Genomic DNA, 21269 nt, shown 5'->3' on the forward strand with positions numbered 1-21269 from the left:
CAACCCTGACGCCAAAGCCCCAAGCAAACTTCAAAGTTTGTAGAATACAGGTTCAGTCTTGCCAAAATGCGATCGCGGAGACCGCAGCGTAGCAGTGCGCAGACAGCGCTGAACTCACGCGAAACAGACCGGAGGATACCTTTCATGATGTACCAACTCGACGACGGCACATGGACAAATCCGGCAGAAATTCCCGTGAGCCCAGACCTGTCCATTCCTCAACTGCTCTTCGACCGCGAAGCTCGCGGACCACACCAGGTGATGGTGGAACGGCTAATCCGCGGTGAATGGTATGAGGTCACGGCAGAAGAGTTCATGAATCACATCCTCAAGCTTGCTCGGGGTCTCTATGGTTTGGGGATCCGCCCCGGGGATCGTGTCGCAATCCTTGCTGCCACCTCTTACGAGTGGGCAGCATTCGACATGGCAATCCTCTCCCTTGGTGCCATAACAATTCCCATCTACGAATCTGACTCGGCAGCCCAGATCTCCCACATCCTTCAGGACGCGGAAGTCTCCCTGGTGGTCACCTACTCGGTTCAGCAGGCTGAGCTGGTCGAGTCGGTCGCAGATGCACAGGTCAAAAAGATCTTTGCCCTCGAACGCGGTGATGAACGCAAGATCATTCAGGCAGGGCAAGATGTCCCAGAACAAGTGGTGCGTGACATCGCATCCGCGCTGAACCTGGAGACAGTGGCAACCATCGTCTACACCTCTGGCACAACCGGATTGCCCAAGGGTGTCGTGCTCACACACGGTAACTTCGTACGCGGTCTGATGCAGGCCTACGACATTCTGCCCGATCTGATTTCTAATCCCAAGAACCGCACGCTACTGTTCCTTCCGGTCGCGCACGTACTTGCGCGCTTTGTCATGGTGGCAATCCTGGTCGGTGAGGGCCGGTTGGGTATGAGTCCGGACATTCGTCACCTCGTCCACGACATCCAGACCTTCAAACCGACCTTCTTGCTGGCAGTACCGCGCGTCCTTGAGAAGGTCTACGGCACCGCCTCGCAAACCGCTGGCAAAGGTATCAAGAAGACACTATTTGGCTGGTCCGCCAAACAGTCCCGCAAAATGTCGCAAGCAACGGCATTTCCAATCCACAAAGCCCCCAAAAAGCACCCCAAGAAGGATGGGGACGAGGTCGTCCCCGACCAAGAGAACCTCAGCGCGGCAACGTACTTTTCGGAGGGTCCCGGCCTGCCACTCAAGGTGACGCACAAGGTTGCCGACGCCCTCGTCCTCCGCAAGATCCGCGCCATTTTGGGACCAAATCTGACGACAATTATCTGCGGCGGCGCCCCACTATCCCCTGAGCTTGCTGACTTCTACCGAGGTATTGGCATTACCCTCCTGCAGGGTTATGGCCTGACGGAAACAACGGGACCCGTCACCGTGCAGCTGCCCACGGACTTCCCTCCGGACTCTGTCGGCTACTTGTGGCCCGGCAACTTCTTGAAGATTGCGGACGACGGAGAACTGCTTCTCTCAGGGGTATCAGTCACGCGCGGCTACCACAACCTTCCAGAAGAGACCGCCGAGGCATTCACTGACGGATGGTTCCACTCCGGCGATCTGGGAGAAGTCGATGAGAACGGAAGACTGCGGATTACCGGGCGGAAGAAAGAACTGATTGTTACCGCCGGAGGCAAGAATGTCTCTCCCGATGTGCTGCAACAGTCGCTCAGCACTCACCCGCTGATTAGCCAGTGCGTCATCGTCGGAGATGGGCGTCCCTACATTGGTGCGGTACTCACCCTAGACACCGAGATGCTCCCCATTTGGCTACGCAACAAGGGTTTGAAAGTCGTGCAGCCAGCAGAGGCCGCTCTGCTTCCAGAAGTCCGCGAGTCACTGGAACGTGCACTCAAGAAGGCCAACCACGGTGTTTCTCGCGCTGAATCAATCCGGCGCTACCGGATCCTTGATACCGAGTTCTCCATCGAGAATGGCTATCTGACCCCCTCGCAAAAGCTCAAGCGTAGCCGCGTACTTCGGGACTACGAAGCGTTCATCTCGGGGATCTATGACCTCTCAGAAAGTGAGTTGACTCCAACCGGAGGTTCGCTTTCAGACAGGTCTCACTAGCGTCAGGCTTGGCTCACTTCCCCGCGGAGGCGAGGGCGTGAGCCAAGTATTCACCGGTGAAACTCCCTTCGACTTGGGCAACTTCTTCAGGGCTGCCCTGCGCAATCACTCGCCCACCAAACTTGCCACCGCCGGGACCCATGTCGATCACCCAGTCGGCGCTCTTGATCACGTCCAGATTGTGTTCGATGACAACCACGGTATTGCCCTTGTCGACAAGGCCTTGAAGCACGAGAAGTAACTTACGGATATCTTCAAAATGCAAGCCCGTTGTCGGTTCGTCAAGGACGTAGATGCTGCGCCCGTTGGAGCGTTTATGCAGCTCTGAGGCCAGTTTGACACGCTGCGCTTCACCACCGGACAGGGTAGTGGCCGACTGCCCGAGCCGGACGTAACCCAATCCGACCTCGACTAGCGTGTTCAAGTGGCGGGCAATGCGCGGGATTGCGGCGAAAAACTCAGCGGCCTCCGAGATGGGCATTTCCAGCAGGTCGGCAACCGTCTTACCGCGATACGTGACCTCTAGGGTCTCCCGGTTGTAGCGCTTCCCGGCACACACTTCGCAAGGAACGTAAACGTCGGGGAGGAAGTTCATTTCGATGCGGATGGTCCCGTCCCCCTTGCATGCCTCACAGCGTCCACCCTTGACGTTGAAGGAGAAACGCCCGGGACCGTAACCGCGGATCTTTGCCTCCTGCGTATCCGCGAACAGCTTCCGAACGTGGTCCCACACTCCCGTGTACGTCGCCGGGTTGGAGCGCGGGGTGCGACCAATTGGCGACTGGTCCACGTGAACCACCTTGTCGAGTTGTTCAACACCCTTGACGGATGAGTGCCGACCCGGAACAAGACGCGCGCGATTCAAACGGTTCGCAAGCGTCCGGTAGAGGATCTGGTTCACCAGAGTCGACTTGCCGGAGCCTGACACCCCCGTAACCGCGGTGAGCGTCCCCAGGGGGAATGACACCGTGACGTTGTCAAGGTTGTTTTCCTTGGCCCCGCGAACGGTCAGCACCCGCTCTTTGTCCAAGGTGCGCCGCTGCTGAGGAACCTCAATTTCGCGCTTTCCCGACAAGTACTGTCCCGTCAAGGATCTAGGTTCCTCAAGAAGACCGGGCACCGGGCCGGAATAGACGATCTCCCCGCCGGCTTCACCCGCCCTCGGCCCAATATCAACCACCCAGTCGGCCGCATCCATTGTCTCTTCGTCATGCTCGACAACAATCAGAGTGTTGCCGAGGTCGCGAAGGTGCTGGAGTGTGCCAATAAGGCGTCTGTTATCGCGCTGGTGTAGCCCAATCGAGGGTTCGTCGAGGACGTAGAGCACGCCAACCAGGCCGGAACCAATCTGTGTTGCCAAGCGGATTCTCTGGGCTTCACCACCTGAAAGTGTTCCTGCTGGACGGGCCAACGTCAGGTAGTCAAGGCCTACATCCACAAGAAACTTCAGCCTCGCATTGATCTCCTGCAAGATCGGCTTGGAGATTTGCTGGGCGCGGCCATCAAGTTGCAGTGCTGCCAGGAATTCCTGGGCCTCTTGGATTGAAGCAGCCGACAGTTCCGCAATGTTCTTACCACCCACGCGGACAGCCAACACCTCCGGGCGCAGTCTGGCACCCTTACATGCTGGGCAAGGGACTTCGCGCAAGTACCCTGACATCTTGTCTTTGACGTAGTTCGAGTCAGACTCATCCATGCGCCGTTCAATAAACCGCAGCGCCCCCTCAAACCCCGTTGAGTAGGCGCGTTCCCTGCCCCAGCGGTTGCGATATTTAACGTGCACCTGGTAGTCGAGGCCGAAGAGGATGGCGTGGCGAACCTCCTCAGACAGGTCCTTCCACGGGGTGTTAATGTCGAAGTCCATCTGACGAGCGAGTCCTTCGAGTAGGCGCTGGTAGTACTTGGCGCTACTGCGCCACACCACGACTGCGCCCTCAGCCAAAGACAGCTCCTCATCCGGAACGATTAGATCCGGATCAACTTCTTGCTTAGCACCCAGGCCGGAGCACTCGGGACAGGAACCGTAGGGGGCATTGAAAGAAAATGTCCGCGGCTCGATTTCTTCGAGTGCCAGCGGGTGATCATTGGGGCAGGCGCGCTTCTCTGAGTAGCGCCTTTGGCGCGCCGGAGAGCCGTCTTCAACATCGACGAAGTCGATGGTTGCCAGTCCATCAGCAAGCTCCAACGCACTCTCAACCGAGTCCGTGAGGCGCCGCCGCATCCCTTCCTTAACAACCAGCCTATCGATGACAATGTCGATGTCGTGCTTGAGTTTCTTCTCTAGTCGAGGAGGGTTCTCGAGGCGAACCTGCTCGCCATCGACGATAGCGCGGACAAACCCCTTGGCCTGCAGCTCCGCAAACAGTTCGCTGTACTCACCCTTACGCCCTCGCACGACTGGCGCGAGGATCTGGAAACGGGTTCCGTCCTCGTTCTCTAGGACTCTATCGACGATCTGTTCTGCAGACTGAGCCTGGATCTCCTCATCACAAACCGGGCAGTACGCGGTACCCGCACGGGCGTAGAGGAGCCGCAGATAGTCGTGCACTTCAGTGATGGTCCCAACCGTTGAACGAGGATTCTTGGAAGTTGACTTTTGGTCGATAGAAACGGCAGGAGAAAGCCCCTCAATGAAGTCGACGTCAGGCTTATCCATCTGCCCCAAGAACTGCCGCGCGTAGGACGACAGCGACTCCACATACCTGCGCTGCCCTTCGGCAAAGATCGTGTCGAACGCCAAAGAGGACTTCCCCGAACCGGAAAGCCCCGTGAACACAATCATCTTGTCGCGTGGAAGTTCAAGGTCAACATTTTTCAGGTTATGTTGCCTTGCTCCGCGAACAACCAGTTCTTCACTCACTCCACAGATCCTAGCTGTATGCAACCCCTTTTAGTACAGGTGTTCGATCACAGCGAAGGCCCCCTCGGAGAAACGCGGGGCAACCACTGCATTGCGTGTGTGTCCAAGTGGGCGATAATGAGCCCATGGGCTTATACGTGATCCAGTACCGCTACCCGACCGACCTCAAGTTTCTTGTAGAGGCTTACCGCCCCAGCCACCGCACCCACATGCGTCGGCTGGAAAGTGAAGGCAAGCTGGTCTCCGCAGGCTTCCTGCAGGACGCCACGTTTGATGGAGGGATGCTGATGGTGCGGGCCGAATCTGCCCAGGAAGCACTGAGCTACCTTGAAGATGATCCGTTCCAGCAGCAGGGCCTGATGGATGAGCTCACTATTCGTGCGTGGGTGCCGACACTCGGTCCGGACGCTCCCGGGTTTTCGACCTCGTTCCCAATTTCCTAGTCTGAGCAGGTCACGCGGTTTGTCGCCAAAGTCCTAGACGGCCGCAACCATACTTTCAAGCGCGCTTGCGACCGACCCTGGTTGTTCGACGGCGGTGAGGTGCCTCGCGTCCTCCACGATCACCACTGGCAGCGGCGACGCAAGATCTGCGGCCAGTTGGACTGCCGCCGACGGAGGTGTCCCCTGATCGTCCTCACCAGTTAGCACGAGGGCGGGCGCGGACACCAAGTCCATGCCACCGGAGAGATCCGTGTTGGCTAGAACCCTGCAGCACTGCGCATAACCGGCGGGGTCTGTCTCTAAGAAAATACCGCGGATCTTCGCCACACGTGTCCGGCCACTACCCTCACCAAAGCCGGGGGTAAACCAGCGCTCCATCGTCCCGTCGACCAATCCCGAGAGGCCGTCTTGCTCAACAAGATGTGCTCGGTCGAACCAGTTCTGGGCGGGTGGAAGCGCGGGACCAGAGCCAAGAATCCCCAGGCTCAAAGTATCCTCCGGGAACTCCTCCGCATAAGCCAGAGACACCATGCCCCCAAGGGAGAGACCGGCAATATGTGCTTCCGTGATTCCCAGGTCGACCAGTGCACTGTTGAGAGCGGCCGCGATGTCTTGCGCGCTGGGATCATCGACGGTCAGCAGACCCGACTCACCATGGCCCGGCTGCTCCCAGAGGATAACTGGCAGCTCTTCAGGCAGGAGTGGCAGGACTTCATCCCACATTTCCCGGCTGGAACCCAGAGCGTGCCCGAGGACGAGTGGGGCCTCTCCCTCCCCGAAGGTCAGATGCTCAGCTGCACGGTTCGCGGCGTAAAGCGCCAAGGGAGAAGATGGGGTAACAAGTCGTTTCACTTCTCTGTATCCCTCCACCTGGACGTGATCAGGTAACTACTGACAATCAGTATTGCCGCCACACCACCTGCAAGCAAGATTGTCCGCCAGCCATGTCCAGTCGGCGGCGTCAAAGCAAAGAAGTCCCGGACCACTGGGACCAGCATCCCTACAATAGCGCCCGAAATCATGAGGACCACCAGGGTGATCCTGAGCCAGTTCCACGGCCTTGCCAGAATGATCAGCAGGGCCATTGCGCCAATCATCAACGAGATGGTTGCGGCGGTCTGCCCCAGCTCGGTGCCCTGTCCAAGCGTTAAGTAAGACGTCAGCGTCGCAGCGGCAAGAATCACGCCGGTGGGGACCGCAACCAGCAGGGTGCGCTTCAAGAACCCGGGCCGGTAGCGTCGCCCGTTGGGCCCTAATGCCAAGAAGAAAGCGGGGGTCCCAATGGTGAAAGCACTGATGTAGGTGAGTTGGCGCGGCAGGAACGGGTATGACCATCCAAAGATCGCAACCACAACAGCTAGGAGCATGGCATACGTGGTCTTGGAAAGGAACAGCGCCGAGACCCTCTCCATGTTGGCGATAATTCTGCGCCCCTCAGCTACCACCCCTGGCAGATCGCTGAACTTACCGTTGACCAGAACCAGTCGCGAGACCGCTTTTGTGGCCGGTGCCGCGTTCCCCATGGCAATTCCAAGGTCAGCGTCCTTGAGTGCGAGGGCGTCATTGACCCCGTCACCCGTCATCGCAACCGTATGGCCGGCATGTTGGAGGGCGTGGACGAGGCCGCGCTTCTGTTCCGGCGTGACGCGCCCAAAGACGTCCGTTTCAAGTGCTGCTGCCTCAAACTCGGGTGTCCCGACCTCGGAAAGGGTTCGTGCATCAAGTGCGACCAGATCTGAGCCGCCCTCGTGTTCCAAACCCAAGTCGGAGGCTATCGAGGTGACGGTCTTCGGGGCATCGCCTGAGATCACCTTGATGGTCACTCCCTGCTGCCTGAAGTAGTCCAGAGTCTCCTTGGCGTCAGGACGCACGTCCTCCTCGAGGATGGCGACGAGGGCGGGCGTGAGGTCCTGCGGGAGGACGTCCTCGACCAGTGCTTCCATCGAGAAAGACAGGCACACTGACCGACGCCCTGCGTCACCGGCTTGGGCGACTGCATCCTTCGCCCAGGCAGTGTCCCCCGCGGCGTTTGCGAGCAGAATTTCAGGTGCGCCCATCACCCATGTTTGTGGCAGAGGCTGCGAACTAGTGGCGCCCGTCCCCCCGGGGTCTGTTCCTTCCTCGGCTTTCGCACCGTCAGTGAACTCGAGGGCGGACCATTTGCGAACGGAACTAAATGGTGTCAAGTGAGCCGAGTCTGTGAAAGGCAGGGCTCCGTCAGGAACCAGCTGCGCTACCGCTACCGCCGTCGCATTCGCTTCGTCTGCGACCATGGCTGCAAGAATCGCGCGTGAGGCAGCATCGAAAGAGGAGCTTCCCTTGGGAAATGCCAGTGTTTGTACGGATCTCCCTGGGTTCGGGATGACCTCTCGACCTCGTATGTCACCGGTAGTTAACGTGCCAGTCTTATCCAAACAGAGAACGTCAACTCGAGCCAGCACCTCCACGGCCGGCAACTCTTGGATCAGAACTCCCCTTCTGGCCAGGATGGCTGCCGCCAGTCCGAAGTTCATCGAAGTGAGTAGGACCAGTCCCTGGGGAATCATTCCCACGACGCCCGCAACGGTAAAGATTATTGCGGTGCGCCATGAGTTGTCCCCGGCGCGCATTTGGGACCAGAGAAGCAGGGCAATAATCCACGGTAGAACGATCGTGATCCACTTGAGAATCCTGTTGATCGAGTCTTGAATCTCTGAATGGACCTTAGAGAACTTCCGGGCTTCTGCCGTGATCTTTTGCGCCCATGCATCTGCGCCGATTACCTCGACGAGCATCTTGCCAGTACCCGCAACAACTGCGGTGCCGGACATCATTGCATCCCCGCGGCTCTTACGCACCGAACGCGATTCACCTGTCAGGGCAGATTCGTCGATCTCTAGGCCCTTGACCTCGAGCGCCTGACCATCGGCAGGAATCTGGTCACCCAACTTCACACGGATGACGTCGTGGGTCACCAGCTGCGCGTTGTCAACCTCCACCCATGTTCCGTCGCGCAGAGCCTCGGAGGTTGGAGCTTGTAGGACGGCGAGCGAGTCCAGTGCTTTCTTGGAGCGCAGTTCGGAAAGAATGCCGATACCAAGGTTGAAGACGAGGACGAAACCAAAGACTGCATCGCGCCAGTCCCCCAGCGCCAACACCGCGGCGACGCAGACGAACAGTATTCCGTTGAAAATGGTGAAGAGGTTAGAACGCAGAATTGCGCTGACGGGACGGGAGGTCGAATCATCGACTTCGTTTGACTCGCCGTGGGCACGGCGCCGGTCAACTTCTTCCTGGGTTAGGCCGTCTTGAAACTGGGCCAGCTCGTCCTCGGAAAGCATTCCGAGCGTGCTAGAACCATTCCCGGCACTCCTACCTTGGCGGGCATCCACAGTCTGGTCGATCGTCGGCGTCGATGATCGAGCCGGCTGCCCTGTACTCAACGCTGGCCTTCCGGACTACCCTTGGCCAGGTGTCGGCTCGCGATCAACGAAGCGATGACGGTGATGGTGATTGTCCCGACGATCACGCTAAGCGACACTGCAATGCCAATGTCAGGAACATTGAAGGGCTCTCCCCCATTTATGAAGGACAGAGTGTTCTCATGCATAGCGTGAAGAATCAGTTTGACGCCGATAAACCCAAGGATGATGGCGAGGCCCCAGTGTAGATAGACGAGGCGTCGCAGTAGGCCATCGATCAGGAAGTACAGCTGTCGCAGCCCAAGCAGCGCAAACGCGTTGGCAGCGAACACGAGGTAGGGTTCGGAAGTCAGCCCGAAAATGGCTGGAATGGAGTCGAGTGCGAACATGATGTCGGCCGAACCAAGAGCCACCACAACCAGAAGAAGCGGCGTAATAAAGGTCTTGCCTCCATGGCGATACAGGAACCGCTGGCCACGGAAGCCATCCGTTACAGGAACGAACTTGCGAACAAGACGGGTCAGTCGCGTTTCGTGGTATTCCTCGTCTTCTTCTTCACCACCTATGGTCTCAGTACCGGCTTTGATCTGGGTGTACGCAGTGTAGAGAAGCCAAACACCAAAGAGGTAGAAAACCCATGAGAAGCGTTCGATGATCGCTGCACCAATGAGGATAAACACCAGCCGGAGAACCAGGGCAATGATGATGCCTGAAAGCAGGGCCTTTTGTTGGAACTGCCGTGGTACACGGAAACTGGACATGATGATGACAAACACGAAGAGGTTGTCGATTGACAAGGCCTTTTCTGTTGCCCAACCCGCGATGTACTGACCGGCGAAAGTGGGCCCGTACACCAACCAAACGAACACACCAAAGACTAATGCAAGGCCGATATACGCTACGGACCACCATGCGCTTTCTTTGATGGTCGGGGCGTGGGGGGTGCGCACGTGGCCAACAATATCCACCGTGATGAGCACAATGATGATGGCAGCGAGAACGATCCAGGATAGAAGGTGGACTTCCAATTTTCCTCCGAGGGTTGCAGCGTCAGAACACTGAGGTCTTACCCACCTCTGGTTGTTGCCAGAGGTGTCAACGCCGGGCCGTGCTGAAGTCCTTCAGCTCCGGGCCGTGATGACGACGGTGACTTGGTGGATTACTCCCCTCAACTGGCAATGCTAACGAAGACTCCACCTCGTTTGTGAGCCGTGGAAGCAAAACGAGACATGTCCCGCACCTCTTCTAGCCTGCCGCACGCATTCCCCGCAGCTCCTGTCGCAAATCCGAGATCTCATCACGGAGCCGGGCAGCAACCTCAAAGTTCAACTCAGCAGCTGCACCCTTCATTTGCTTTGTGAGGTCTTCGATGAGGTCCACAAGGTCAGTTTCAGCCCGAGGATAAGAACTCTTCAGGTCCCCGCCTGCGGATCTAGACGGTCCCGATCCTTGGGGAGTCTTTCTGTAGCCACCAGCAAGAAGCTCTTCCGTATCGATTTCTTCACGCGCCAGCATGTCGGTAACATCAGCGATTTTCTTACGGATCGGCTGGGGGTCAATCCCATGCTCTTCGTTGTAAGCAATCTGCTTGTTTCGGCGCCTCTCTGTTTCGTCCAGAGCTGCGCGCATTGAATCGGTAATGCGATCCGCATACATGTGAACTTCACCGGAGACATTTCGCGCAGCACGCCCGATTGTCTGGATTAGGGAGCGCGTCGACCGCAGGAAGCCCTCTTTATCAGCATCGAGGATCGCCACTAGAGACACTTCAGGCAGGTCCAGGCCCTCACGGAGCAGGTTGATGCCCACCAGAACGTCAAACTTACCCTGGCGCAGCTCCCTGAGCAGCTCAACCCTGCGGAGTGTGTCAACGTCTGAGTGAAGGTATTCCACCCGGACCCCCCGCTCGGCAAAGTAGACTGTCAGATCTTCTGCCATCTTCTTGGTGAGCGTAGTGACAAGAACGCGTTCGTTTTTCTCAACTCGCACGCGAATCTCTTCAAGAAGGTCATCAATCTGCCCTTCCGTCGGTTTGACAACAACCTTCGGGTCGACGAGGCCGGTTGGCCTGATGATCTGCTCTACCGGGTCAGGATCCTTTGCTGACTCGTACGGTCCTGGTGTCGCAGAAAGGTACACCGTCTGGCCGATCCGCTCAACAAACTCATCCCACTTAAGGGGGCGGTTATCGATGGCTGAAGGAAGTCTAAACCCATGTTCCACCAGGGTTCGTTTACGTGCCACGTCGCCCTCGTACATGGCGCCGATCTGTGGGACTGTCACGTGGGACTCATCAATGATGAGGACGAAATCCTCGGGGAAAAAGTCCAACAGCGTGTGGGGGGCCGAGCCTTCTGGCCGCCCGTCGATATGTCGGGAATAGTTCTCAATACCCGCACACGACCCGATTTCCCGCATCATTTCCAGGTCATAGGTTGTTCGCATCCGCAGGCGTTGCGCTTCGAGTAGCTTGCCGCGTTTCTCAAACCATGCGACACGCTCTTCCATTTCCTCTTCAATGGTTGTAATAGCGCGCGCCATCCGCTCATCGCTAGCAACATAGTGACTAGCAGGGAACACATGGATGGTGTCTGTCTCCCGGATCACGTCACCCGTGAGCGGGTGCAGAACGGCAAGGTTGTCAACTTCATCCCCGAACAGCTCGATACGGATCGCAAGCTCTTCATACACAGGAATGATCTCGATCGTGTCCCCGCGAACCCGGAATGTTCCCCGCGTGAAAGCCATGTCGTTGCGCGTGTACTGCATTGCCACAAATGAGCGCAACAGATCATCACGAGAGATCGTGTCACCAACATCCAGGCGAATCATTCTCTTGACATACTCTTCTGGCGTTCCCAGCCCATAGATGCAGGACACAGAAGAAACCACCACGGTATCGCGGCGGGTCAGAAGCGAATTTGTCGCAGAGTGGCGCAGCCTTTCCACCTCCTCATTTATTGAAGAGTCCTTTTCAATGAAGGTGTCAGTCTGCGGCACGTATGCTTCAGGCTGGTAATAGTCGTAGTAGGAAACGAAGTACTCAATCGCATTGTTGGGCATTAGCGAGCGGAACTCTGACGCCAGCTGAGCTGCAAGCGTCTTGTTAGGTGCCATCACCAATGCGGGACGCTGAATCTGCTCAATCAGCCACGCAGTTGTGGCTGATTTGCCTGTTCCGGTTGCCCCCAGCAGGACGATGTCCTGCTCACCATCATTGATCCGTTTGACCATCTCTCGGATAGCTTGAGGCTGGTCGCCAGACGGCGAGTACTCCGAGATAACTTCAAACGGCGCCTGCTGGGGCAGGATCAGCTTGCTAGTGGGGGGCACTAGGCGACTCCACCACAATTTCTCCGCTGATGATTTGCTCCCGGAGCGCACCCAGTGCGTTGTTCAGTTCCTCAGGGACTCTGTCCTCAAAATCGTGCCAAGGGGCCAAGCCGACACCATCGTTAGCGAGAGTACCGATGTAATCCTGGCCGGTCCACTGGCCGCTCACGGCCTCTGCAACAGTGTCGTAAACTGCGTTGCCGACCTCTTTCAGCACTGAAGTCAACATGAGTGACGCATAGTCGGGCTCCGAGTAGTAGCCGTCAACATCGACCCAAATAATGGAGGTGCCCGGAACCTCACTTGCAGCTGCCAAAGCTCCTGTTGAGACGACACCTGCAACCGGCATCACGATGTCGGCACCCTGCTCGATGAGTTGGGCTGCAAACTGCTTACCGCGCGAAATATCTTCAAAATCGCCGGTCGCCATTCCATCCTGTTCGGACTTGTTCCAGCCAAGAAGCTCGACGTCTGCGCCGTTTACTTCGTTGTACTTGTCCACACCGTCCGCAAACCCATCAGCAAAGAGCATAGTCGGCGGCATCTTCCCACCCAAGAAGGTTCCTACCTTTCCGGAGGTAGTCATTGCTGCCGCCGCGTATCCCGCCAAGTAGGTTGCTTCAGCGGTGTTGAAAACAAGTCCCTTCACATTCTCTACTTCAGCGTCAGCAACATCATCGACGAGTGCGAAATGTACGTCCGGGTGCGAAGCAGCTGCTGTGTGAACAGCCTCACTTGCCTCCCAAGAGACGCCGAAAACGAGGTCGCATCCTTCGGATACCATGTTGCCAATCTGGGGGACATAGTCAGCGTCTGAGAAGGTCTCCGATACGGCAATCTGCACCCCGAGCTCCTTTTCAGCCCGCTTCAGACCTTCATAGCCGGACTGATTGAAAGACTTGTCATCAAGTCCGCCCACGGCGGCAACCATGCAGGCCTTAAAATCACTGGCATCTCCACTGGGGGTCGCGCCCTCGGATTGGGTGCCACCCTCAGCACCACTTTCCGTCCCAGATTCGGGAGCACTGCCGCAGGCTGTTGCCGCAAGGGCTACTGCAGCAAGGCCAGAAAGGGCTGCTGCTAAACGGGGAGTTCTCATCTTCGTCTACCTTTCGGCGGAATGTAGCAAGGTTTATGGGTAACTGCTGAGGTTGTGTCCTGCCAACCATGTGTCAAACACTCTAGACGCTAGCTCCGACATCTCCGAATGGCTCCCGTGGTTCGCAATCGAAATGTTAGCCACTTCGAGACGCTCTTCATCGCCCACCTGTGCGTCTATGCGACTCACGGCGCCCGTCCGGTCAAGACCCCGCTGCTCTAGACGAGAGATCCTCTCAGCTAGGCGAGCATGAACCATTACGACACAGTCAAACTCGTCGACCATGTTGCTTTCGACAAGCAACGGTACGTCGTAGACCACGATGGAACTCGGACTCACCTGGCTCCTGCGCTCATGCACGCGCTGCGCGATCCGCGGGTGCGTAATGCGCTCAAGGTCCTCTCGGGCCTCACGCGAAGAGAACACGACGGCGCCGAGGGCAGCTCGGTCCAAACTCCCATCGACATTGAGGACCCCTGTACCGAACCGTTCAACTATCTCCGCAAGCCCGAAGGTACCGGGCTCAACAACCTCGCGTGCAATCTCATCAGCGGAGAAGACCACCGCTCCCAGGGACTCCCAAACGGTCGCCACTGTCGACTTTCCCGAGCCAATGCCGCCGGAAAGACCAACATACAATGCCCTCCCAGTCGGTCGGCTCCAAGCTCGAAGAAGGCGCGCATTTGCGCCTCCCACTTGGAGCGTGTCGATTGATTCTTCCGATTGAACCACACCTGAACCAACGGACTGAACCACACCTAGTCCCTCTTGCTCAACCACGGCTGATCCATCTGGCTCAACCACGACTGATCCATCTGGCTGAACCGGGGTGTCATCAAGCATGGTGTGATTCTAGAGCACCAAGCGCATCTTGACTTGCGCCACTTTAGTCGTCTTGCGAGGCATAAACTTCACCCTTCTCGGATGGCCGTAGCGAGCCAGCCCAGCCACAGCGAGCCAGCCTGGCTTCTATAACAGCGTGATGTCTCACTGGCTCGAGCCCTGCTGGCTCGGCATGTCGTATCCGGCTCCGTAACGTGCCACTGACCGTCGCAGACCGGACACGCCGCCAGCACCATCACCTCAGCTGCCACAAAACGACGGTCACCAGCCGTCGCAGACGCTCCAGACACCACCCACAAACACTCCAGCCCTCTCCTTACCTGAAATGTATACGTGGGGAACCGATCTGACTCTGGGGTACGTACCCCATGCAAACATTTCGCCCCTACGTATACATTTCGAGGCAATCGGCCTGAACGTGGGCATTTCTGGCCATAATGTGGGGGCTACTGGCCAAAACGTGGGGGCTACTGGCCAAAACGTGGGGGCTACCGGCCAGGACATGAGGACTATCGGGGGCCACCGGCCGGAACGTTGGGGGCTGCCAGCCAGAACGTGGCGCACCCCTCGTCTCCTTAACAAGCAGTAGGGGCGCCACGCAATGGTGACGCCCCTACAGAAAGTCTGCGGCAGCCTTGGGCCGTCAGTTCGAAACCGTCAGTTTCTGAACTGCCGCCCAGGCCTCCCCAAAACCTAGTTTGTGCTTGTTAGCTTGTCGCGCAACGCAGCAAGTGCCTCATCAGAAGCGAGAGTGCCACCCAAATCCTCAGGTGCTGCCACGGAAACCGCGACCTCTGCATCTTCTTCAGCAGCATCCTCAACTGCGGAGGCAGCTACCTGTGCACGGTGTGCTTCCCAACGTGCCTGTGCCTCTGCGTACTGAGCTTCCCAAGCCTCACGCTGTGCCTCGAAGCCTTCCATCCATTCCTGTGTCTCAGGATCGAAGCCCTCTGGGTACTTGTAGTTGCCATTCTCATCGTATTCCGCGGCCATGCCGTAGAGCGAAGGATCGAACTCTTCAGATTCGGGATCCATACCCTCGTTAGCCTGCTTCAGCGACAGGGAGATGCGGCGACGCTCGAGGTCAATGTCAATAACCTTGACGAAGACATCGGAGCCAACCTTGACCACCTGATCCGGGACCTCAACGTGACGCTGCGCCAGCTCTGAGATGTGGACCAGACCTTCGATACCGTCCTCGACACGAACGAATGCGCCGAACGGAACCAGCTTGGTGACCTGACCGGGAACAACCTGGCCGATCGCGTGCTGACGGGCAAATGCCTGCCACGGATCTTCCTGCGTTGCCTTCAGCGACAGGGAAACGCGCTCGCGATCCATGTCGACCTCAAGAACCTCAACCTCAACTGGCTGCCCGACCTCGACAACCTCAGCTGGGTGATCAATGTGCTTCCAGGAGAGTTCGGAAACGTGGACGAGGCCGTCTACGCCACCAAGGTCCACGAACGCACCAAAGTTGACGATCGAAGAGATGACGCCGCGGCGCACCTGACCCTTTTGGAGGGTGTTGAGGAAGTTGGAGCGAACCTCAGACTGGCTCTGCTCCAGCCACGCACGACGGGAGAGAACCACGTTGTTGCGGTTCTTATCAAGTTCGATGATCTTGGCGTCGAGCTGACGACCGATGTACGGGCCGAGCTCGCGGACGCGACGCATCTCAACCAGCGATGCTGGGAGGAAGCCACGCAGACCGATATCGAGAATAAGACCGCCCTTGACGACCTCAATAACGGTTCCGGAGACGACGCCGTCATCTTCCTTGACCTTCTCAATTTCGCCCCACGCACGTTCGTACTGTGCGCGCTTCTTGGAGAGGAGCAGGCGTCCTTCTTTGTCTTCCTTCTGAAGAACAAGAGCCTCAATCTGATCGCCTACCGACACGACCTCATCAGGGTCAATGTCGTGCTTGATCGAGAGTTCCCGAGCCAGGATGACACCTTCGGTCTTATAGCCAATGTCGAGTAGGACTTCGTCCCGATCGACCTTGACCACGGTGCCTTCAACGATGTCGCCATCGTCAAAGTTTTTGATCGTCGCGTCAATCGCGGCGAGAAGTTCTTCTTCAGTCCCAATGTCATTGATGGCGACGATGGGGGTGCCTGCGGCGGCTGGGGTGGAAGGATTGGTCATGTAGTTGTTTACTCCGAAACGGACGTTTTCAATTGAAATGCGGACAGAACACTGCCATGTACTTCGCCAGGGAACATGTCCCCACAATGCTGCGTCGCACATGGCACTCGGTAAGTTTATCAGCCGCGCTTGCCCTCGCTAAAGCCCGCGTGGTAACGGTTCGCTCACAAAATCACCCGAATTCCCAGCGTTGGTGACGTGAGCCACGCCTTCGCAAGGTTCGCCACACCACCGAATGCTTTGGCCACACTTCCGAGCACTAGTGAGCCGCAGCCCTCCATGACTTGCCCTCTCCCACTGCCACGTCCAGGGGAACCGACATTGCGACGGCTCGCCCCATTGCGTTAGTAACGAGGTCCCGGATCTTCCCGGCTTCCCCGGGCGCAATCTCCAACAGCAACTCATCGTGAACCTGCAGCACCATTCGTGACGCAAAATCACCCTCCAGCAGCGCGGCCTGAACCGCAATCATCGCAATCTTAAAGATGTCCGCTGCGCTCCCCTGAATCGGCGCATTCAACGCGGCCCTCTCTGCCATGTCGCGGACCTGCCGCACCTCAGATTCCAGCTCCGGGAAGTAGCGACGCCTCCCGAACATCGTTTGGGTATATCCGTCGATGCGTGCCTGCTCAACTACCTCACGCAAATACTGGCCGATGCGTGCGAACCTCACGAAATAGTCTCGATGCAGGTCTTTAGCTTCGCCAACAGAAACGCCAAGTTGCTTCGAGAGACCAAACGGCGACAAACCGTAAGCCAACCCGTACGAGGTCGCCTTGATGCGGTTGCGCAATTCTGTGTCTACGTCCTCGAGCGGAACCCCGAACACGAGCGACGCCATGGTCTTGTGAAGATCTTCCCCGGAGTTGAACGCCGCTATTAGATCCTGGTCCCCGGAAAGGTGGGCCATAATGCGCATTTCAATCTGTGAGTAGTCCACGCTCATAAGTTCTTCGAACTGCGCCCCCGCAACAAATGCTTCACGGATCCGCAGACCAGACTCAGTTCTGGCCGGGATGTTCTGCAGATTCGGGTCCGAGGACGCCAAACGCCCGGTTGCGGACGCCACCTGGCTGAAGGTCGAGTGAATCCGCCCATCGGGCTGGATCTCAGAAAGGAGGCCGTCAATGGTCTGCACCAGTTTGATACGGTCGCGGTGACGAAGCAGTGCCTCTAGGAATGGATGACCCGTCTTCACAAAGAGATCCTGCAGGGCGCCGGCATCTGTTGTGTAGCCCGTGCGAGTCTTGCGGGTCTTGGGCATTCCGAGCTCATCAAACAACACGACCTGCAGTTGCTTGGGGCTTCCCAAATTCACCTCGTGCCCGATGGCTTCATACGCGTCGGCTGTAGCACGCTCAGCCTGCTCGAAGTACTCCTTGCGCAGGACCTCGAGGACAGAGGAATCAACGGCGACCCCGGAGAACTCCATGTCGAAAAGGATCATTGAGGTGGGAATCTCAATGTCGACGAGCAGGCGGAGTGCCTCGCGTTCGTCCAGCAACTTCTCCAGGGGACGGTGCAACGCCAAGACTGTCACCGCATTGAGTGCGGCTGCGTTCTGGCTGGGGGTTGCGCCCTCGGAATCAATCTCCGCACCCCCGCGAGCTTCATCAACGCTGAACATTGCGCCGTCGTCCTCGGTGACTTCAGCCGCACCCAAATAGATCTGCGAAGTCTGCGGCAGACCGTAATCGCGCTGGTTGGGGTTGCAGAGGTAGGCGGCAAGTTCGGTATCAAAACTGGGCTGGGAAAGTTCCCACCCCTGCGCCGCCAATCCGTGTGCCAAGGCTTTGCCGCCATGGACAATGAGGCTCGTGTGCGTGCGTAGAAACTCTGCAATCGCCAGGTCAGACGAGGGCGAAAGGTCCGCCGAGTCCACAACAATCACCGTGTCAGCAGTGGCGAGGGCCAAGAGGTCCAATCGTGCATCGGTCGGAGCAAGCCGCCCCGTCCCCCACAGCGCCACGTCCCGCTCCGCCAACTCTCCGAGCACGTCCTCCAAATCAGACTCCGAAGAGATCACCACAACCTCATCGGGAAGCAATAGAGCCCCGACACCCTCCTCTTCCAGGGCAGTCTCTCCGTCAGGACCCGTAGCCGTGCCGAGGTCGCCCTCGGCCCCACCCCAGAGGGGCGCCATTGCCTTGAGAATTCGTCCTCGAAGCTGCCCGAACTCGAGAGTGTCAAACAGTGCCCCGAGACCGCCGAGGTCGGGTTCATCAACGTTGCATTGTTCGGGAGTCAAATCTAGCGACATGTCAGTAACGAGTGCGTTGAGCCGACGGTTACGCCGCACGTCCTCGACGTGCTCACGGAGCGCCTCACCCCTCTTTCCGCCGACCTCATCCGCCCTCGACAGGAGAGAATCCAAACCGTCGAACTTGTTGAGCCACTGCGCTGCAGTCTTTGGCCCGACACCGGGGATGCCCGGCAGGTTATCCGAGGTCTCCCCCACCAGCGCGGCCAGTTCCGGGTAACGCTCCGGGGTGACCGCATACTTGGTTTCAACAGCCTGGGGTGTCATGTAGTTCAGATCCGAAGTCGACCGCCCCGGATAGAGAACCGTAACCTTATCGTTGACCAGCTGGAACGTATCGCGGTCCCCCGAGGCGATAAGGACGTCCATCCCGCGTGCCTTGCCCGCTGTCGCCAAGGTAGCGAGCACGTCATCCGCCTCGAAGTCGGGGACGGTGATCGTCTTGACGCCCATCTTGTCGAGGACGGCCTCGATTAGCTGCACCTGCCCCTCAAACTCGGGTGGCGAGCTGTCTCGGGTTCCCTTGTATTCCGGGTAAATCTCCGTGCGGAAGGACTCCCTAGACGCGTCAAATGCAACGGCTATCCGGTCTGGTTTCTCCGTGTCGAGGAGCTTCACCAGCATGGATAAGAAGCCGTACACCGCGTTGGTGTGCTGCCCGCCAGCCGCGGTAAAGGACTCCGCGGGTAGGGCGAAGAAGGCGCGGAACGCCATTGAGTGGCCGTCGATGACAAGAAGTTTTTCGCTCACTCCCCCAGCCTAAGGCCGCACTAGAGTAAGTTCCATGGCTGAAGAAGACAATGGGCCCGATAGAGCCGAACACGCCGAAGCAATGCAGACGTCCGCGTTGCCGCCCGAAGAGGAACCGCGCTCGGTGGCTAACGCCCTCGCGCAGAAGCTGGGGATTGCCGCGGTGTGGGTGTCTCCTGAGAAGGCGGTTTTCACCATGCCGGTTCGCGGCAACACCCAAGTTGTCGGCTTCCTCCACGGTGGCGCGACAGCAGCGCTCTGTGAAAATGCGGCCTCAGCAGCCGCTAACGCCCACGCGTGGAAGCAGGGCAAAGTTGCGGTCGGAACCGACATCTCTGTAAGCCACCTCCGGCCGACCTCCAAAGGTAGCGTCACCGCCACCGCGGAAGCCAGCCTGCTGGGTCGTCGCCGCACAGTTCACAAAGTGGCCGTTCATGATGAACGAGGACGGTTGATCGCAACCGCCCTCGTTTCCAACATGATTGTTGAAGCTACCTATTAGCTAGTCGTAACTAGTCGCCAGCCACCTGGTCTATGACCGCGTCCGCAACCTCACGCATCGACAGGCGACGATCCATTGAAGTCTTCTGAATCCAGCGGAAAGCCTCTGGCTCCGTCATATCCATCCGGTCAATCAGCAGACCCTTCGCACGGTCAACGCGCTTGCGGGTCTCAAACCGTTCGGTTAGGTCAGCGACATCGGCTTCGAGTGCATCGATCTGCGCCTTGCGGGACAGCGCGATCTCCACGGCAGGAATCAAGTCGGAGGGGCCGAAAGGCTTCGTAACATAGGCCATCGCACCGACCTCGGCCGCGCGTTGCACCAGTTCCTTCTGCGAGAAAGCAGTCAGCATGACAATGGCGGTGGGAATCTCCTTGAGGATCTCCTCGGCAGCCGTAATGCCCTCTACCTTAGGCATCTTCACGTCGAGGACGCAGACGTCAGGCTCCAGCTCCACAGCGAGGTCGATCGCCTCTTGGCCATCAGCCGCCTCACCGACGACGTCATACCCTGCTGCTGTCAGCGTCTCAACAATGTCAAGGCGAATCAGCGTCTCATCTTCTGCGACAAGAACGCGCTTTGCAGCGGACTCAGTTTTGCTCATGGATGTCTTCCCTCTAGTTCGTTTGGCCTAATCCTACAGTCCGCGACGCCGGGGTTGGCCATAACCAGCAAGTCACAGTGCTAAATGGGAGAGCCGGTTACCCATGCGACCGTATCCCCGCTCGGTTCGGCGCGACAGGCCGTGTATTTGTCGGAACTCGGGAGGCATGACTCCCGGCTCGACATTTGACCTAGCGGTCGCGTGGTGCTCACGGAACTTCCCTACACGGTGACCGATGCGGACACGGTTGCTGGCCAAGTGTCCGCCTGTTTCGAGGTGCCAGCGCTTGGCCTCAGCACGCATCTCCACTATGAATTCAAGTCACTCGGACACACTGAAGTACCATGAGCGTGCATGCACGCCTCCAATTGATCGGGACAATATGGGTAAAGAACCAGCAATGCGACCCACAGACACTCCCCTTGAGGATGTGCTCAACCGCTCCACCGGTCCACGACGCGCCGAGGTCCAGGATCTGCTTGATCTGTTCCGCGAGGTGAGCGGTGAGGAACCTGTGGTTTGGGCGGGCCGAATCATCGGTTTTGGCGAGTACCCGTACACCTACCCCACTGGTCACTCGGGAGTTGCACCCCGATTTGCCTTTGCTCCGGGACCGTCTAACCACACCGTGTACTTGGCGCAGGACTTCGAGACACGATGGCCTGATCTAGCTATGAGGCTTGGCAAACACCGGTCCAGCAAGGTTTGCCTGTATCTGACCCGGTTGTCGTCTACTGACATGGATGCACTAAGGCAACTGATCGTGCTCTCGGATCCCGCCCCTCAGTAGGCGGTCTGTAGAGCTCGCTACGGCTTTGGCGGCTCTTCGCAAGAGGGGTTGTAGCTGGTTGTCTCACGTCTGCAACAAGACCGACTAAAACTTGACAGAACACGCCAGTCGCAAGGTCGCCGTTGTCTGCATGGGTCGCCGA

General features: G+C 58.0%; 14 protein-coding genes. 4 read left to right on the top strand and 10 right to left on the bottom strand.

The window, feature by feature from the left end; translation table 11 throughout:
- Positions 1-147: 147 nt before the first annotated feature.
- Positions 148-2091: a long-chain fatty acid--CoA ligase gene (locus tag IDL90_RS02290; RefSeq protein ID WP_223175152.1), complete on the top strand. Its 1944-nt coding sequence runs from the start codon at positions 148-150 to the stop codon at positions 2089-2091.
- Between the two features lie 13 nt (positions 2092-2104).
- On the opposite strand, the gene uvrA is transcribed toward IDL90_RS02290, so the two are convergent.
- On the bottom strand, positions 2105-4951 hold the full coding sequence (gene uvrA / locus IDL90_RS02295) for an excinuclease ABC subunit UvrA (RefSeq protein ID WP_187994180.1): 2847 nt from the start codon (positions 4949-4951) through the stop codon (positions 2105-2107).
- 125 nt (positions 4952-5076) lie between these two features.
- Between uvrA and IDL90_RS02300 the strand changes: the two genes are divergently transcribed.
- Positions 5077-5394: a YciI family protein gene (locus tag IDL90_RS02300; RefSeq protein ID WP_187994181.1), complete on the top strand. Its 318-nt coding sequence runs from the start codon at positions 5077-5079 to the stop codon at positions 5392-5394.
- Between the two features lie 33 nt (positions 5395-5427).
- On the opposite strand, the gene IDL90_RS02305 is transcribed toward IDL90_RS02300, so the two are convergent.
- From IDL90_RS02305 to polA, 8 genes are all read right to left on the bottom strand, one after another.
- Complete coding sequence (locus IDL90_RS02305; protein ID WP_187994182.1) at positions 5428-6246, bottom strand: alpha/beta fold hydrolase; 819 nt, start codon at positions 6244-6246, stop codon at positions 5428-5430.
- Positions 6243-8816, bottom strand: coding sequence for a cation-translocating P-type ATPase (locus IDL90_RS02310; RefSeq protein ID WP_262508949.1), 2574 nt, complete (start codon positions 8814-8816; stop codon positions 6243-6245). Before IDL90_RS02310 ends, IDL90_RS02305 begins: the two co-directional genes overlap by 4 nt.
- Positions 8813-9823 carry a TerC family protein gene (locus IDL90_RS02315; RefSeq protein ID WP_187994183.1) on the bottom strand — a complete coding sequence of 337 codons (1011 nt, stop codon included), beginning with the start codon at positions 9821-9823 and terminating at the stop codon, positions 8813-8815. Before IDL90_RS02315 ends, IDL90_RS02310 begins: the two co-directional genes overlap by 4 nt.
- A 217-nt stretch (positions 9824-10040) precedes the next feature.
- The gene (gene uvrB / locus IDL90_RS02320; protein ID WP_316930263.1) at positions 10041-12128 is read right to left on the bottom strand and encodes an excinuclease ABC subunit UvrB; all 2088 of its coding nucleotides are present in this window, start codon (positions 12126-12128) and stop codon (positions 10041-10043) included.
- Positions 12115-13227 carry a BMP family protein gene (locus IDL90_RS02325; protein WP_182142545.1) on the bottom strand — a complete coding sequence of 371 codons (1113 nt, stop codon included), beginning with the start codon at positions 13225-13227 and terminating at the stop codon, positions 12115-12117. The genes uvrB and IDL90_RS02325 overlap by 14 nt, the downstream gene beginning before the upstream one ends.
- Positions 13228-13260: 33 nt before the next feature.
- Positions 13261-14070, bottom strand: coding sequence for a dephospho-CoA kinase (gene coaE, locus IDL90_RS02330; RefSeq protein ID WP_182142544.1), 810 nt, complete (start codon positions 14068-14070; stop codon positions 13261-13263).
- A 693-nt stretch (positions 14071-14763) separates the two neighbouring features.
- Complete coding sequence (gene rpsA, locus IDL90_RS02335; RefSeq protein WP_187994184.1) at positions 14764-16221, bottom strand: 30S ribosomal protein S1; 1458 nt, start codon at positions 16219-16221, stop codon at positions 14764-14766.
- Positions 16222-16480: 259 nt separating this feature from the next.
- Positions 16481-19231 (bottom strand): DNA polymerase I, encoded by a 2751-nt coding sequence (gene polA, locus IDL90_RS02340; RefSeq protein ID WP_187994185.1) that lies wholly within the window; start codon positions 19229-19231, stop codon positions 16481-16483.
- Positions 19232-19265: 34 nt separating this feature from the next.
- Between polA and IDL90_RS02345 the strand changes: the two genes are divergently transcribed.
- Entirely contained in the window at positions 19266-19733 is a 468-nt protein-coding gene (locus tag IDL90_RS02345) for a PaaI family thioesterase (RefSeq protein WP_187994186.1), read from the top strand.
- Positions 19734-19743: 10 nt separating this feature from the next.
- On the opposite strand, the gene IDL90_RS02350 is transcribed toward IDL90_RS02345, so the two are convergent.
- Complete coding sequence (locus IDL90_RS02350; RefSeq protein ID WP_187994187.1) at positions 19744-20337, bottom strand: ANTAR domain-containing response regulator; 594 nt, start codon at positions 20335-20337, stop codon at positions 19744-19746.
- Positions 20338-20737: 400 nt separating this feature from the next.
- Between IDL90_RS02350 and IDL90_RS02355 the strand changes: the two genes are divergently transcribed.
- A complete protein-coding gene (locus IDL90_RS02355) occupies positions 20738-21127 on the top strand; it encodes a DUF1801 domain-containing protein (protein ID WP_223175112.1) in 390 nt (129 codons plus the stop codon).
- Positions 21128-21269 lie beyond the last annotated feature (142 nt).

It is taken from the genome of Schaalia sp. JY-X159 (genome assembly GCF_014525425.1).
Lineage (GTDB): Bacteria > Actinomycetota > Actinomycetes > Actinomycetales > Actinomycetaceae > Scrofimicrobium.